This window comes from Microvirga sp. 17 mud 1-3, assembly GCF_003151255.1.
Classification (GTDB): domain Bacteria; phylum Pseudomonadota; class Alphaproteobacteria; order Rhizobiales; family Beijerinckiaceae; genus Microvirga.
On the sequence record NZ_CP029481.1, the window covers coordinates 787,513 to 802,402 of the forward strand.

Here is a 14,890-nt window from a genome sequence, read left to right on the forward strand (position 1 = left end):
GGCTAGTACCTAGGTCTCTTCTTCAAGCATTCGCACTCGCAAGGAGGGCTGCCCAAGACCGCTCTGCGATATTGTTATAGGGTCTTAGGTCCGCGCTGGAACAAATTACATCTGTCGAGCGGGCCGCCAAACAGTGCTTGGCCAAGGAACTCTGACGCTGATCAACAACGAAATCGATCAGGCCAGCGGGACCATCAAGCTGAAGGCGTCGTTCGAGAACAAGGATCAAGCCCTCTGGCCGGGGCAATTCGTGACCGTCCGGACTTTGCTCGAGACCCTCGATGCCCTGACCGTCCCGGCTGACGCGGTGCAGAGAACGCAGCAGGGACTTGCCGTCTACGTAGTGACAGCGAACGACACGGTCGAGTTCCGCAGTGTCAAGGTCGGCCCCATCACGCAGGGGCTCGCGGTCCTGGAGGATGGAGTGTCCGAGGGCGAGCGGATCGTCACCGCAGGCCAATACAGGCTCCAGCCTGGAGCGAAGGTGCATGTTGCGACTGATCGGCCGCCGCAGGAGGCGGCAGCGGACGGCACCACGAAAGCCCGGAGCCTCGCCAAGGATTAGGGAGACAATTCCCATGGCCCATGATCACCGCAACGACAGGGCGGACATTTCTAACGGCCGCACCGGAATTTCAGGTCCCTTCATCCGGCGACCCATTGGGACACCGCTGTTGATGCTGGGGCTCCTGTTCGTCGGGATGGTCGCGTATCCGTTCCTGCCCGTCGCACCGCTGCCGCAGATCGTGATGAAGTAGGCGATGAATATATTGGCGATGCCGTTTTCGTCGACGATAGGATAAGTAACTAGCAATACATATCACACGGCTTAGAGCCATGGCTGGGTCTCCGGCATACGAGTAGGGGTTAGGACTAGTGTACCTTGATTGAGCGCTGGCTAAGTAACTCAATTCATCTAATGCTTCGTGCAAGGTGCAAACCAGAACACAATCAGTACAATGACATACTTTTTTCTGGTGAGAGAACAGCCGTCGCAAGCTAAGCTCTTCAATAGTTTTTTGCTTCCTCGCGCAAATCAATATGCGGGCGCTTTGAGTCCCCTTCATTTCCAGGATTTCTGGGCATTTGATTGCGCTTAAGCATTTCGCCCCGGCACCTATGCACGCATAAGCTGCGTACAAGATATGCCCTCTTCTGAGTACATTATGCTTCAGCAGAAATAGCCCGCGAAGCTATGGGCCCAGGAAGTAGTAAGCCGAACAAACAATCACCTTTGGAGGGCCACTGTGCAGTTCGGGTGCGTTCTATAGGTGATTGTGAAAGTAGGTCCCGATCAGATCGCTGGAGCTCGTCTGTAACAAAGCCAAGGATCACGATGCCACCGTAGCTTTAGCTTGCTCAGGCTGATCAAGTCGCAGCCAGTTCGCCACGGTCTAAGGTGGTAGACAAAATTTTTATCAGCTAAGGAACTTTGGGGGTGCGTCTCCTTTAGTTCTAGATGCTGGCAGAAGCGGCTGCTTTCCCGACGCCTGCGGGTGACATACCTGCTGAAACGCCCGTCGGCCTGGATGTCAAGATGATGTTCAGAGTTTCAGGTAAAAGAGGCAACGACGTCGCCAAGGCTTGGCTTCGATGCATCCAAGCGCGTTATAAAGAAGCCGAAGCTTTTACGGCCGGGCTCACACTCAGCGGGTTGATAAGGGCGAGACCTTTACGGCCATTTTCAGCCGCGATTCATCTCTGCGGAAAGTGATCTATGGGCAGGAGGATATCAAGCCAGCGTGTCGCATTCTGCTGATCCACCGAAGCATTGCATACATCAATAAGTCGTTAGACCTAGAGAGTGAGATATTAATCAAGAACTTACCGTCGGTGCCTAAACGCTCGGATCAAAATTATGCCCAAGAGGTAGAAGGTGAGTATTCGAAAACTATGGATAGATCCCTTAGGACGTCGTTGACCGCAGCGAACGTCAAACGGCGTTCTCTACGACAGGACAAGATGCCCTTGGCATGGAGCTTGACGCCTGACGAGGTTGTAACGCGCTGCCAATTGGGTAGGCTTGGCCTGCCCGACATCGAACGGTCTCCGAAGCCAAGCAAGACCAAGTGCGTTCAGCTCGAGCTATGTCTCAAATCAAATGCGCGGACCTGTACATTCCGGACACTTCGCCTGAGCGGTTTCGCGTGGAGCACTGAATGTTCCATCCCTATATTGTCATTCGCATCGGATAATGTAGTTGTTCCAGACTGATCGAGCATCATGAAATTTGCCAATCGTGTTTTCGGCTCGAAAGCGATCGAGGCGGTAGCAACAGCCAGAGCTACCTCTGTGCCGCAATGGGACGCGATTGCCAATATTGAGGACCTCCGCGCGGTCGCTAGAAGTCGGGTTCCAAGAACCTTCTTTGAGTATGTTGAAGCCGGCTCCTACGATGAATTGACCTTGCGGGCGAATAGGGCTGCTCTCGGCGCGCTGGAGCTGCGCCAGCGGGTTATGGTGGACGTTTCCTCTCGAGTCCAAGCAACCACCATCGTCGACCAACCGGTCTCAATGCCGGTTGCGCTCGCGCCGGCTGGCCTGACAGGTGCGGTTCATGCCAACGGCGAGATCTATGCCGCACGGGCAGCGGAGGCGTTCGGGGTTCCGTTCTGCCTAAGCACTATGTCCGTCTGTTCAATCGAGGATGTGGCGGCCGCAGTCGTGAAACCCTTCTGGTTCCAGCTTTACCTGATGAAGGATCGTGGATTCAGTCGGTCGCTCATAGAACGAGCCCATGCGGCGCGATGCCCGGTACTCGTCCTGACGATGGACCTGCATGTGGAGGGGCGACGCACGGTTGACGTGCACAATGGCCTCGGCATTCCGCCAAGACTGACGCTGGCCAATATCCTGGACATCGCCATGCATCCGCGCTGGGCATTGGGAATGCTGCGGAGCAAGGAGTTTACTTTCGGCAATCTAAAGGATGCCATCAGGAACTCAGGCAATCTTGGCGCTCTGTCAGAATGGGTCAAACAGCAGTTCGACCCATCGTTTGATCGACACGATCTCGAGTGGGTACGTCAGCTCTGGCCAGGCAAGATCATCGTGAAAGGCATCCTTGATCCGCAGGATGCTGAGTTGGCGGTTGCCGCAGGCGCGGATGCAATCCTCGTTTCGAATCATGGGGGGCGGCAGCTCGACGGTGCACCCTCTACGGTGGAGGCATTCCCGGCCGTACGGGATGCAGTGGGCGAACGAGCCGAGCTCCTTCTCGATAGCGGAATCCGGTCAGGCTTAGATCTTTTGAAGGCACTCGGTCTTGGAGCGCGCGGGTGCTTCATTGGACGAGCTTATCTTTACGGGCTCGGTGCCTGGGGAGAGGCCGGCGTCCACAAGGCGTTGTCCCTGATATCAGAAGAGCTTGACGCTGGGATGGCCCTCACGGGCGTGACGGATGTGAAGATGGTTCCGCGTGACGTCCTCATGGGACGGGCGGGGTAGCACGCAAGCGATCGTAATCGGAGGACGCAAAGATGGCCAAGGTGGTGATGACTGAGGCCGACGCGCTGTCATCGGATAACCGCCGAAGGCATGCAGACCGGCGCATCGAGCGGGCGCCGGACGGGCGAATCAGAACCGCCTATACGGAGGTTCCCAATCTCGACGAAAGGGCACTCTTCCGGGAGCTCGAAGCTGCGCTCGAAGGTGAGGTTCGTTTCGATGACGGCAGCCGGGCGCTTTATGCAACCGATTCCTCAAATTACCGTCAGGTGCCCATCGGAGTGGTCATTCCGAAGACACGCAACGATGTCGTGAGAGCTGTTGAGATCTGCCGGCGTTATCGCGCCCCTGTTCTGCCGCGGGGCGGCGGGACGAGCCTTGCCGGGGAGTGTTGCAACACTGCGGTTGTAATCGATTTTTCGAAGTACCTGAACCGGGTGCTCGAGATCGATCCCGTGCGTCGTCTGGCGCGCGTCGAGCCGGGCTGCATTCTGGATGATCTGCGAGAGAAGGCTGCTCCGTATGGCCTCACATTCGGACCCGATCCGGCCACGCACGATCACAACACCCTGGGCGGCATGATCGGCAACGATTCCGGCGGCGTTCATGCGGTGATGAATGGGATCACGGTGCACAATGTGCACATGTTAGACGTCTTGACCTATGACGGACTGCAGCTGAGCGTTGGCCCAACAGACGATGAAGCTTTTCGCTCAATTCTTCGTGCGGGTGGACGCCGGGCGGAGATTTACCGCCGGCTTGATGAGTTGCGACACCGATACGGGGACCTCATCCTGGAGAAGTTTCCGGATATCCCACGCCGGGTTTCCGGTTACGAGAATCTCGACCAGCTCCTGCCCGAGAAGGGGATGAATGTCGCCCGTGCGCTTGTCGGGACAGAAGGCACATGCGTGACTGTTCTCGAGGCAACCCTGAACCTTATTCATAGCCCGCCTGAACGGGTCATCACGATTATCGGCTTCCCGGACATTTACCAGGCGGCCGATGCCGTGCCTCATGTTCTCAAGCATCATCCGGTCGGCCTTGAAGGCTTTGACGAAACCTTCGTGGATCGATATCGGGAGCGGGGGCTGCATGTCGATGACCTGAAGGTCCTGCCAGAAGGCCAGGGATGGCTCCTGGTCGAGTTCGGTGGTGAGACCGTCGATGATGCTGTAGCGAGGGCTCAAGGGCTCGTCGACGATGTCCGCAGCATGAAAAGCGTCGACCCGAAGCTTATCCGCGATAAGGCTCAGCAGAAGCGAATCTGGAACGTGCGCGACGATTCCCTCGGAGCTGAATCCTATGTCCCGAACCATCCTGACACATGGCCGGGATGGGAGGACAGTGCAGTTGCACCCGACCGGCTCGGGGACTACCTCAGGGAGTTGAAGGCCCTTTTCCGTAAGTACGGTTACGACCCTGTCATATATGGACATTTCGGCGGCGGGGTCGTCCATTGCGCCATCGCGTTCGATCTTTACGACGAGCCGGGAATCGAGCAGTGGCGCCGGTTCCTCGATGAGGCGGCGGAGCTTGTCGTGCGCCATGATGGCTCACTCTCTGGAGAGCATGGAGACGGCCAAGCTCGCGGAGCCCTCCTCGAGAAGATGTATGGGCCGGAGCTGGTCCAGGCATTTCGCGAATTCAAGGGCATTTGGGATCCACAATGGCGCATGAATCCCGGCAAGGTTGTCGATCCCTATCCGATCATCGCGGATCTTCGGGTTGGGCCAAGCTATCATCCGCGTAAGCTGAAGACCTATTTCAGCTTCCCGAACGAGGGGGGATTCGAACGGGCTGCCCAGCGCTGTGTCGGTGTCGGAAAATGCCGACGCCACGATAGCCATGAGGAGGTCATGTGCCCTAGCTATCTCGTGACGCACGAGGAGCAATATACGACACGAGGGCGAGCGCGACTGCTCTTCGAGATGTTGCACGGGGGGCCACTCAAGGACGGCTGGCGCAGCAAGGTGGTCGAAAATGCGCTAAGCCTGTGCTTGGCCTGCAAAGGGTGTAAGAGCGATTGTCCCGTGAACGTCGACATGGCGAGCTACAAGGCCGAGTTTCGCGCCCACCATTATGCTTGGCGGTTGCGGCCGCGACATGCCTACGCCATGGGGCAGATCCATCGACTTGCGCGCGCAGCAGCACGAACGCCCCGTATCGCCAACATGGTCACGCAAACACCGATTCTGCGGAGCCTTGCCAAGGCGGTTGGTGGGATTGCACAGCAGCGGTCAATCCCACCTTTTGCTCGCGAGACGTTCACGGACTGGTTCCGCCGTCGCGAGGTGCAGCAGGCTACGGGACCACGCGTCCTCCTCTGGCCTGATACCTTTAACAACTACTTTCGGCCTGGAACGGCCATCGCCGCGACGAAGGCTCTTGAGGCCCTAGGCTTTCAAGTCGCCATCCCGGATAGGCCGCTGTGTTGCGGGCGCCCCCTCTATGATTGGGGATGGCTTGGACAGGCTGAGCGGTTATGGAGGCAGACCATGACCACGCTTCACGACGACATTCGAGCCGGCACGCCGGTCATCGGCCTCGAGCCAGCTTGCATGGCTGCCTTCAAAGACGAGTTGCTCAACCTCTTCCCGGAGGATGACCTCGCTAAGCGTCTTGCCAGTCAGAGCGTCTTCTTCAGCGATTTTATCAGTGGACACATTGGTGATATCGAGCCCCCAGCGGGAGCCCGTGACGAGGCGCTAGTGCAGATTCACTGCCATCAGCATGCGGTTATCAAGTCCGATGGCGAGCGCAGGCTGCTCGATCGGATCGGACTCTCCTATCATGTCGTCCCTTCAGGTTGCTGTGGCATGGCGGGCGCTTTCGGTTTCAGCGCTGAAACCTACGATGTCGCGATAGCGGCGGGCGAGCGGGTGTTGCTGCCGACCGTGCGGGCTGCGGATGCAGAGACCCTCATCCTGGCAAACGGGTACAGCTGCCGGGAGCAAATCGAGCAAGGTACCGGCAGAGCGACGCTTCACGTAGCTGAACTCATAGCCCAGCGCATGAGGCTGGGATGTGACGATCGCGATCTATGAGGAAGGGGTCTACTGCCACTGTGGGGAGTAACAGCTCTCTGTAAAGCAGAGGAGAGGATTAAGGCATGCTGCCCGAGAGGGCCGGGAGCGCGCATTGCTACAAGAGTGGCTCAAGGAGTTCGACGATCCCGATATACCCTCCGGTCGATCGATTCGCATTCCGGCCTGGGTTACTTGAAATGTGGGATTTGGCGGGCTCTGAGCAGGCCAAAAGCTGCCTTATTCTTAAGGTCTCATAAGCAGGAATACTTGAGGCTTGCCCTTGATGTGGGAACGGCTCAGCTGGGCTTCGTTTAGCAAGGGCTGATATCATTCCACCGCAGTCTGTGGAGATGCTCATGCGTGTGAGCCAAGCGTCCAAGCTCTCAGCGATGGGAATATTTGCTAGAGCCAACCAAGCTTGGCGGAACACCGGACAGTTGAAGTCGTTGATCTAGGCTCTTCGCGCGAGGGGGGAGCAGTCTGACCGGGCAGGATACAATGCCTCAGATCTTCACGGCGAGCGCGGACACCAGGCTGAGGGTAGCGGTTTTCCTGCTTGGCACCGGAGTGGTGGGGGCGCTTCTGTTCGGAGGAGGGTACGTCAACTCCGCTTATGTCACGCGTGTCGGGTGGACACGTCATCAACCTGTTCCTTTCAGCCACAAGCATCATGTCGGCGATGACGGCATCGATTGCCGCTATTGCCACGATAAGGTCGAAGTGAGCTCGGAAGCGGGGCTTCCCTCGACCCATACCTGCATGACCTGCCATTCACAGCTCTACACCGGTGCGCCAGTCCTCGCCCCGGTGCGCCAGAGTTTCTCGACCGGCGAGCCCATCCGCTGGAATCGGGTCGCGAAGGTGCCCGACTATGTCTTTTTCAATCACGCGATTCACATCAGTCGTGGCGTTCCATGCGTTACTTGCCATGGACGTGTCGACCAGATGGCGCTCACATTTCGGGCGCAGCCCTTCCAGATGCAGTGGTGCCTCGATTGCCACCGCAATCCCGAGCCACACCTTCGACCACCCGAAATGGTGACACGCATGGACTGGTCAGACTGGGATCCTGACGCACATAAGGACTTTGGACGCCTTGCCGTAAAAGCCTATGGGATCGACCCGAAGCGTCTCGATGCCTGCACGGTGTGCCACCGATGAGATCGAGCGGACTACATACCGGCGATGCCGATTGGATTCGTCGCCACCTGGACGGGAAAAGCGGCCGCGCGTTCTGGCGCGGTCTCGAGCAGCTGAGCGAAGCTCCTGAATTCAAGCGTCTGCTCGCTGCCGAGTTTCCATCGCTAGCTCAAGGCCCGATGGATTTTGCGCGGCGCGATGTTCTGAAGTGCCTTGGCGCTTCGCTTGTCCTCGCCGGTCTCACCGGTTGCTCCGAGGACTTGAACTACAGCGTGCCCTATGTGGAGGCGCCGGAGAATATCATTCCCGGGCGCCCAAAATACTATGCAACGGCAGTCCTGATGGGAGGATATGCACAACCGGTTCTGGGCGAAACCCATGTGGGGCGGCCGACGAAGCTTGAAGGCAATCCGGACCATCCTGCGTGCCTCGGTGCAACGGATGCCTTTACGCAGGCAGCGGTCCTCAGCCTCTATGATCCTGATCGCTCACGGTCTCCGCGCTACATGGGACGTCCCGCGGCGTGGGCCGAACTCGATGCGATGCTGGTGTCCCAGGCCGCGCGCCTCGACGCGACGGCAGGACAGGGCTTCTGCCTTCTGACCGGTGCTACAAGTTCGCCAACCATGGGCCGCCAGCTGAAAGCGCTGACGGAGCGTTGGCCCAGGGCCCGCTGGTATATCCACGAACCAGCCGGAGAGGAGGGGCGCTTCGAAGCAACACGCCTTGCCTTCGGACAAAGGCTGGAACAGCGATTTCATCTCGATAGAGCTGAAGTCCTTGTCTGCCTTGACGATGACGTCTTAGGGCCAGGTCCGAAGCAGACTTATCACGCGCGCTGCTGGGCGACACGACGTCAGGCTGCGCAGCGGGGCGAAGGGGGCTGTAAGATCTGGGTGGCTGAGCCGACCCCATCGCTGACAGGCGTCATGGCAAGCCGGCGTGCCATTGTGACGCCTGGGAGGATCTCCGCTTTGGTTGCCGCGCTGGCTTCACAATTGGGCGTTCCTTCCGGACCAGCCCACTCTCTCGCTGAGGAGGAGCGGCGGTGGATCGAGGGAGCCGCAGCAGCACTTGAGGCTCACGGGGGGCGGGGCCTTGTGAGCGTCGGACATCAGCACGATCCTGCGGTGCAAGCCCTCGGGCTTCTCATTAATGCGAAACTTGGAAATGTAGGAGCGACACTGACTTTCGCCGAGCCAAGCCTTCTGCAGGCATCGGATGAAGGTGCCACCCTCCCCGATCTTGTTCGGAGGATGGAGGCCGATGAGGTCTCATCCCTCGCAGTCCTTGACTGCAATCCGGCCTATACGGCCCCGGCCGACCTGGGCTTTGCAGGAGCGATGGAACGGGTCGAGACGCGATTTCATGCAGGGTTATATTTCGACGAAACTGCGGCTCTGTGCCAGTGGCATGCTCCTCTGAAGCATGATCTCGAGACTTGGAGCGACGCACGTGCGGCCGATGGGCTCGCGACGATCCTTCAGCCGCTAATTGGTTTCTCTTTCGGCGGACGCTCCCAACACGTCATTCTGGAGAATTGTCTTGGTGACGTCTTCACCGAGGACCGTGCCGTTGTGGCTGAGACTTGGCGCGCAATCTGGGGCGAGCCATTCGAGGAACGCTGGCATTCTGCACTGGTTGCGGGCTTCATCCCAGGCAGTGCTCCGCCTGAGGTCGTGCCCCAGTTTCCTCTCGAATCCGCTCCACCTGTGGCAAGCGTATCCCGGGCTGAAGAGCTCACTGTCGTCGTCAGGACTGACCCTACGGTCTGGGACGGGCGCTTCGCCAATATTGCGTGGCTTCAGGAACTGCCGAAGCCTCTAACTAAGGTGACATGGGACAATGTGATCCTTGTGAGCCCGGCCCTCGCAGAGAAGCTCAAGATCGAAACCGGAAGCGAGGTCAGGCTCGAGGTTTCAGGTCGCTCGGTGACGGGCCCGGCATGGGTCATGCCAGGTCAGGAGCAGCGGACGGTCACGGTTTTCCTGGGCTATGGCCGTACGATGCCCGGGCGTGTGATGGAGGGGACGGGCTATGACGCCTACCGGATCCGGACATCCCGAGAGACCTGGCAGTTCGGCGGCGCAAGGCTCGCGCCAACTGGCAAGAAATGGCAGCTCGCCTCCACGCAACTTCACTTCGCCCTTGAAGGCCGGGACATGGTGCGCTTCATGCCCTCAGAGGAGGCGAGGGCTAACCGCAGCGGTGCGGAACAGGCGAAAGGGAAGGGCGCGCAGAGGGAAACGATCTATCCAGTCTTTGGCTATGAAAGCCCATCCTGGGGCATGTCGATCGATACGGATTTGTGCATCGGGTGCAATGCCTGTGTCGTGGCCTGCGTGGCGGAAAACAACATTCCGATGGTAGGGAAGGAACAGGTCGCCAAGGGCCGTGAGATGTTCTGGCTACGGGTCGATCGCTATTATGAGGGGCCGCCTGAGGATCCGAGGACCGTTTTCCAGCCCGTGCCTTGCATGCATTGCGAGAAGGCGCCGTGCGAGATGGGCTGTCCGGTGAATGCGACCACCCACAGCCCCGACGGCCTGAATCAGCAGGTCTACAACCGCTGCATCGGCACTAGGACCTGTTCGTCGTTCTGTCCCTACAAAGTACGCCGGTTCAACTGGTTCGACCTTACGGGCAATGACCCACCGGAGATTCAGGCCTTGCGAAACCCCGACGTGACCGTTCGCGCCCGGGGCGTCATGGAAAAATGCACCTACTGCGTCCAGCGAATCCGGTCCGCCGAGATCCAAGCCAAGATCGAGGGGCGCGCCGTTCGTGATGGGGAGATCCAGACAGCATGCCAGCAAGCCTGTCCGACCAGTGCCATTGCGTTCGGTGACGTAGCCGATTCTGAAACGATTGTGAGCCGCCGGAAGGCATCGCCCCGCGACTACAGCCTGCTGGAGGAAGTCAATACTTGGCCCAGAACAACCTACCTGGCCCGGATCGAGGACGAGACGCCAGGTAATGGGTCAAAGAGGGGATAGAGATCGTGGCTCAGGATGTCTCCATTCGAACAGCGTCCTCACGTAGCCGCTACGCTGAGATCACGCAGGAGGTCGTCGGCATTCCACTGAGCTATCCTCGCTGGCGCAACTGGTGGATCTGCTTTGGCATCGCTTTGGCACTTCTGCTCTTGTTCTTTGTCTCGGCTGGCGTGCTGTTCTGGAATGGTGTCGGGGTCTGGGGCAATAATATCCCGGTCAATTGGGGCATTGCGATCTCGAATTATGTCTGGTGGCTCGGGATCGGGCACGCCGGCACGCTGATCTCCGCCATGCTGCTTCTACTGAACCAGCCTTGGCGCAATGCTCTGAACCGGTTCGCCGAAGCGATGACGCTGTTCGCCGTCACATGTGCCGGGCTGTATCCGATTCTCCACCTTGGGCGTCCTTGGCGATTCTACTGGATGGCGCCCTATCCGAACACGATGAACATTTGGCCCCAGTTCAGGAGTCCCCTGACTTGGGATTTCTTTGCGGTGCTCACTTATCTCACAGTGTCGATCCTGTTCTGGTATATTGGGACCGCGCCGGATCTCGCCGCATCCCGGGATCGGGCCAGGGCCCGCTTCTGGCAGGTGTTCTACGGAATTCTGGCTCTCGGTTGGCGCGGGTCGGCAATTCACTGGGCCCGGTGGCGGCAAGCCTATCGATTGACGGCAGCCATTGCGGTGCCTCTCGTCGTTTCCGTGCATTCGGAGATTTCGCTCCTTTTCGCGGCGGGGCCGATTCCCGGCTGGAACTCGACGGTCTTTCCGCCTTATTTCGTTCTTGGTGCTGCCTTCTCAGGATTCGCGGTCGTGTCGATGATTGCGATTGTCCTGCGGCGTGCGTTCTACCTTCAGAATCTGGTGACTACACGACACCTCGATCTCCTCGGCAAGCTCCTGCTCGCGACGGGATTGATGACTGCCTATGGCTATATCATCGAGATCTACGCTGCGTACTATGGCGGAGAGCGGTATGAGATGGAAACGCTGTGGGATCGTTTCACGGGCGTCTATGCGTTCAGCTATTGGGGCGCGATTGCCTGCAACTTTGTGCCCTTGCAACTGCTCTGGCTGCGCGGTGCACGAACGAGTCCATTCCTGCTCTTCGTCATCAGTCTGTCGGTTGCTGTCGGCATGTGGTTTGAGCGCTACATGCTGCTCGTGACGGGGCTTTACAAGGATTATCTCCCGTCCTCCTGGGGCCTGTACGACGTCAGTATATGGGAATGGACGCTCTACGCCGGAATGATGGGCGTGTTCTTCGTGCCGTTCCTGCTCTTGATCCGGTTCTTACCGATGATCTCGGCTTTCGAGGTCAAGGAAACCCTTTACGAAGGCAAGGTTCAGCATAGCCCATCCGTTGAACGGACCGGCGCGGAAAGGATCTCCGGCCATGCGTGAGCCCCGGGCGTATGGCGAGACGTTACAGGAACTTTACGGGGTCATGGCAGAGTTCAAGAGCCCGGATGCACTCAAGCAAGCCGTGCATCAGGCGCGTATGCGTGGATACCGTCGACTGGATGCGTTCACGCCCTTTCCTGTGGAGGGGCTCGCGGAGGAGATCGGATTCTCAGACTGGCGCGTTCCGCTAGCCACACTTGCTGGAGGCGCTTTCGGTACGGGCTTGGGGTATGGCATGCAGGTCTACACGAACCTGAACTATCCCTTGAATGTCGGCGGACGCCCCATCGTGGCTCCCTCTGCGTTCATGCTGATCACGTTTGAGCTGCTCGTCCTGTTTGCAGTCGTGTTTGGGATCGGCGCGATGTTGATCCTCAATCGTCTGCCACGACTTCATCATCCACTGTTCGGTGCGGACCGTTTCGACACAGCATCGTTGGATCAGTTCTTTCTCGTCATTTTTAGTGATGACGAGAAGTTCGATGCCCGTCATATCCAGAATTTCCTCTGGTCCCTCGGCCCGGAGAGGGTTCAGACTGTCCCTTCAGCGGGAGGGCCTGGATGAACGGCCTCCGCTATATAGCAATCCCTGGTCTCTGCGCGATTCTTGCCGGCGGAATGGCAGGATGCCGCGACGAAATGGCCGATCAGCGGCGCTACGACCCCTATGGTGAAGCGAAGCTGTTCCCGGATAATAAGGTGATGCAGGCACCGCCTCCCGGAGCTATCGCGCGGGACGATCCCGCGTGGCAGCTCCCATACCTGGAGCGACCGCCGCTGACGGCGGCATTGCTGGCACGCGGGCGGGAGAGGTTCGATATCTATTGCTCGCCATGCCACGGCTATGCTGGGGACGGACATGGCATAGTGCCGAGCCGTGGTTTTCCTCAGCCTCCGACCTTTCATTCCAAGCGCCTGCGCGACCTGCCATCCAGACATGTCTTCGACGTGATCAGCAACGGGTATGGCGTGATGTACGCCTATGCCGACCGCGTTTCTCCGGCAGATCGATGGGCGATTGCCGCCTATGTGCGCGCACTGCAGGTAAGCCAAGGTGCTCGCGCCGATCAGCTCCCGGCGGATGATCGCGACGTGCTGAAGACACGCTCGCAAAAAGTGCCAGTGAGGCAGGGAGGCGCAGGATGAGCCATTTGGCACTGCACATTTCTCGTCGAGGGCCCGGTGATAGAGGCTCGTACCGCCGGATGGTCGCCATGACGGGCGGAGTGATCTGCCTTCTCGTCCTGGCTGCGTCCTGGCTCGCTCCCGAGGCGGTGATGCGCGCTTGGCTTGCCGCGACATTCGTATGGACGAGCGTTCCGATGGCGGCGCTGATGCTGCTGATGATGATGCGCCTCATCCCAGGTGCATGGAACATCGAGATGATGATTGCCACCGAAGCTGGCTGCCTCCTAGTGCCGGTTGCGGCGCTTGCATTCGTGCCAATCCTTCTGGGGCTGCGGAGCCTCTACCCCTGGGTCGATCAGGAACAGCAGACGGCGTTCCGAGCGATCTATCTTTCGGCACCCTTCTTCATCGGAAGAACTGTTTTATGGTTTGGGATTCTCTACGGTTTGACGATCCTGCTCATTCGTCGGCGGACTTGGTCCGTGCCGGTATCCTGTTTCGGGCTCATTGCGTTCACGTTGGGTGGAACTGTTGTCACAACCGATTGGCTGATGACGCTTGATCCCGATTTCCGCTCTTCCGGCTTCGGCCTGTACGCTCTGTCCGCACAGGCATGCATTGCCCTGTCCGGCATTGCTATCATGGTGCTCGTCTCTTCAGGCAGTCAGATCCGCTCCCCTTCGGTCCTGGGCGGACTTCTGCTCACGGCGGTCCTATTATGGGCCTATTTCTCGTATATGCAGTATATCGTTATCTGGTCGAGCGACTTTCCGCCATTGGTGCGCTGGTATCTCGAACGGGCACAGGGCTTCTGGGGCGGTGTCCTGTGGGTGTTTGCCCTGATTCATGGGGTCGCCGCGTTGCTCCTGATTTTGCCTCCCATCCTGCGGCGCCCCGGGATTCTACTTGCCCTTGCGTATGCAATTCTCGCGGGCAAGGTGCTTGAATGTGCCTGGCTCGTTCTTCCGGCCGGCGGCCAGGAGGCAGGCCTCCTGGCTTGTGCCTTGTTCCTACTTGCGGTCGTTGGCCTCGGTGGCATCTTCGTCAGTGTCTGGTCGATGGCATTTGACCTGCGGATCGTCGAAAGATTGCCGAAAGGAGTTCGGAGGGAGCGCTATGCAGGAGCCTCCTGATCATGTCTCCGCGTCAGGGAACACCATCCGAACGCGCGATGAGGAGCATCACGGCGTCGTCCCCAGCCAAGGCGAGCGTCGGACTGAAGTCGGTTTGGTCAGAACGCAGCGGGGTGCGCTGGAGGACATTCCCGAAGATGTGCGCCGTCGCGGCCACGAACCGACAGATGTGCGCGCCAGGAGCATCTTTTACGCCATTCTCGGCCTGATCGTGGCGATTGCCGTGTCAGGCGCCTTTGTGGGAGGTGTCTTGTTCACTATGCGAGATCGGGATGAGCAGGCTCGCGAAGGCTCGGTGGCCCGTGTTCCTGCCCGCGTAAGCCTCTATCCACCAGAGCCCCGCCTGCAGATTTCTCCGCAGGAGGATCGCAGAGCTTTTGAGGCAGCAGCTCGTGCCCAGCTCGACGGCTATGGTTGGACTGAGGAACGCGGACGGGCCCATATCCCGATTGGGCGCGCCATGGAATTGCTCGTTGCTCATGGATGGCCCGATCTCGACGAGCCGAATGCAAGCGCCGGAAATGAAGTAAACGCAGGGTCGCCGCCTCCACCTGCGCCAGAATCTCGGACAATGCGGCAGCCAACGCCGCGGGAGCCGTCCAATCCCGGTG

Annotated in this window: 10 protein-coding genes; all 10 read left to right on the forward strand. The window is 59.0% G+C overall.

The window, feature by feature from the left end:
• The first annotated feature begins 133 nt into the window (after window positions 1-133).
• The 10 genes from C4E04_RS03610 to C4E04_RS03655 all read left to right on the forward strand — a co-directional run bounded on the left by C4E04_RS03610 (window position 134) and on the right by C4E04_RS03655 (window position 14,279).
• Window positions 134-565 (forward strand): efflux RND transporter periplasmic adaptor subunit, encoded by a 432-nt coding sequence (locus C4E04_RS03610; RefSeq protein WP_162559261.1) that lies wholly within the window; start codon window positions 134-136, stop codon window positions 563-565.
• Between the two features lie 13 nt (window positions 566-578).
• Window positions 579-758: an efflux RND transporter permease subunit gene (locus tag C4E04_RS03615; RefSeq protein WP_109595040.1), complete on the forward strand. Its 180-nt coding sequence runs from the start codon at window positions 579-581 to the stop codon at window positions 756-758.
• A 1,465-nt stretch (window positions 759-2,223) separates the two neighbouring features.
• Window positions 2,224-3,447 (forward strand): alpha-hydroxy acid oxidase, encoded by a 1,224-nt coding sequence (locus C4E04_RS03620; protein WP_109595042.1) that lies wholly within the window; start codon window positions 2,224-2,226, stop codon window positions 3,445-3,447.
• 32 nt (window positions 3,448-3,479) lie between these two features.
• On the forward strand, window positions 3,480-6,494 hold the full coding sequence (locus tag C4E04_RS03625; protein ID WP_109595044.1) for an FAD-binding and (Fe-S)-binding domain-containing protein: 3,015 nt from the start codon (window positions 3,480-3,482) through the stop codon (window positions 6,492-6,494).
• Window positions 6,495-6,974: 480 nt separating this feature from the next.
• Window positions 6,975-7,637, forward strand: a complete 663-nt coding sequence (locus tag C4E04_RS03630) for a cytochrome c3 family protein (protein WP_109595047.1) — start codon at window positions 6,975-6,977, stop codon at window positions 7,635-7,637.
• Window positions 7,634-10,612, forward strand: coding sequence for a TAT-variant-translocated molybdopterin oxidoreductase (locus tag C4E04_RS03635; protein WP_109595049.1), 2,979 nt, complete (start codon window positions 7,634-7,636; stop codon window positions 10,610-10,612). The genes C4E04_RS03630 and C4E04_RS03635 overlap by 4 nt, the downstream gene beginning before the upstream one ends.
• Before the next feature lie 5 nt (window positions 10,613-10,617).
• Complete coding sequence (nrfD, locus tag C4E04_RS03640; RefSeq protein ID WP_109595051.1) at window positions 10,618-12,018, forward strand: NrfD/PsrC family molybdoenzyme membrane anchor subunit; 1,401 nt, start codon at window positions 10,618-10,620, stop codon at window positions 12,016-12,018.
• Window positions 12,011-12,583 carry a DUF3341 domain-containing protein gene (locus C4E04_RS03645; protein ID WP_109595053.1) on the forward strand — a complete coding sequence of 191 codons (573 nt, stop codon included), beginning with the start codon at window positions 12,011-12,013 and terminating at the stop codon, window positions 12,581-12,583. The genes nrfD and C4E04_RS03645 overlap by 8 nt, the downstream gene beginning before the upstream one ends.
• Window positions 12,580-13,164 (forward strand): cytochrome c, encoded by a 585-nt coding sequence (locus tag C4E04_RS03650; RefSeq protein ID WP_109595055.1) that lies wholly within the window; start codon window positions 12,580-12,582, stop codon window positions 13,162-13,164. Before C4E04_RS03645 ends, C4E04_RS03650 begins: the two co-directional genes overlap by 4 nt.
• Window positions 13,165-13,232: 68 nt before the next feature.
• Window positions 13,233-14,279 carry a hypothetical protein gene (locus C4E04_RS03655; protein ID WP_162559262.1) on the forward strand — a complete coding sequence of 349 codons (1,047 nt, stop codon included), beginning with the start codon at window positions 13,233-13,235 and terminating at the stop codon, window positions 14,277-14,279.
• The last annotated feature ends 611 nt before the right edge of the window (window positions 14,280-14,890 follow it).

Bases quoted from the DNA above. Each gene is read 5' to 3' on its own strand.
- C4E04_RS03620 (WP_109595042.1), top strand. From the start codon at position 2,224: ATGAAATTTGCCAATCGTGTTTTCGGCTCGAAAGCGATCGAGGCGGTA.
- C4E04_RS03635 (WP_109595049.1), top strand. From the start codon at position 7,634: ATGAGATCGAGCGGACTACATACCGGCGATGCCGATTGGATTCGTCGC.
- C4E04_RS03645 (WP_109595053.1), top strand. From the start codon at position 12,011: ATGCGTGAGCCCCGGGCGTATGGCGAGACGTTACAGGAACTTTACGGG.
- C4E04_RS03615 (WP_109595040.1), top strand. From the start codon at position 579: ATGGCCCATGATCACCGCAACGACAGGGCGGACATTTCTAACGGCCGC.
- C4E04_RS03650 (WP_109595055.1), top strand. From the start codon at position 12,580: ATGAACGGCCTCCGCTATATAGCAATCCCTGGTCTCTGCGCGATTCTT.
- C4E04_RS03630 (WP_109595047.1), top strand. From the start codon at position 6,975: ATGCCTCAGATCTTCACGGCGAGCGCGGACACCAGGCTGAGGGTAGCG.
- C4E04_RS03625 (WP_109595044.1), top strand. From the start codon at position 3,480: ATGGCCAAGGTGGTGATGACTGAGGCCGACGCGCTGTCATCGGATAAC.
- C4E04_RS03655 (WP_162559262.1), top strand. From the start codon at position 13,233: ATGACGGGCGGAGTGATCTGCCTTCTCGTCCTGGCTGCGTCCTGGCTC.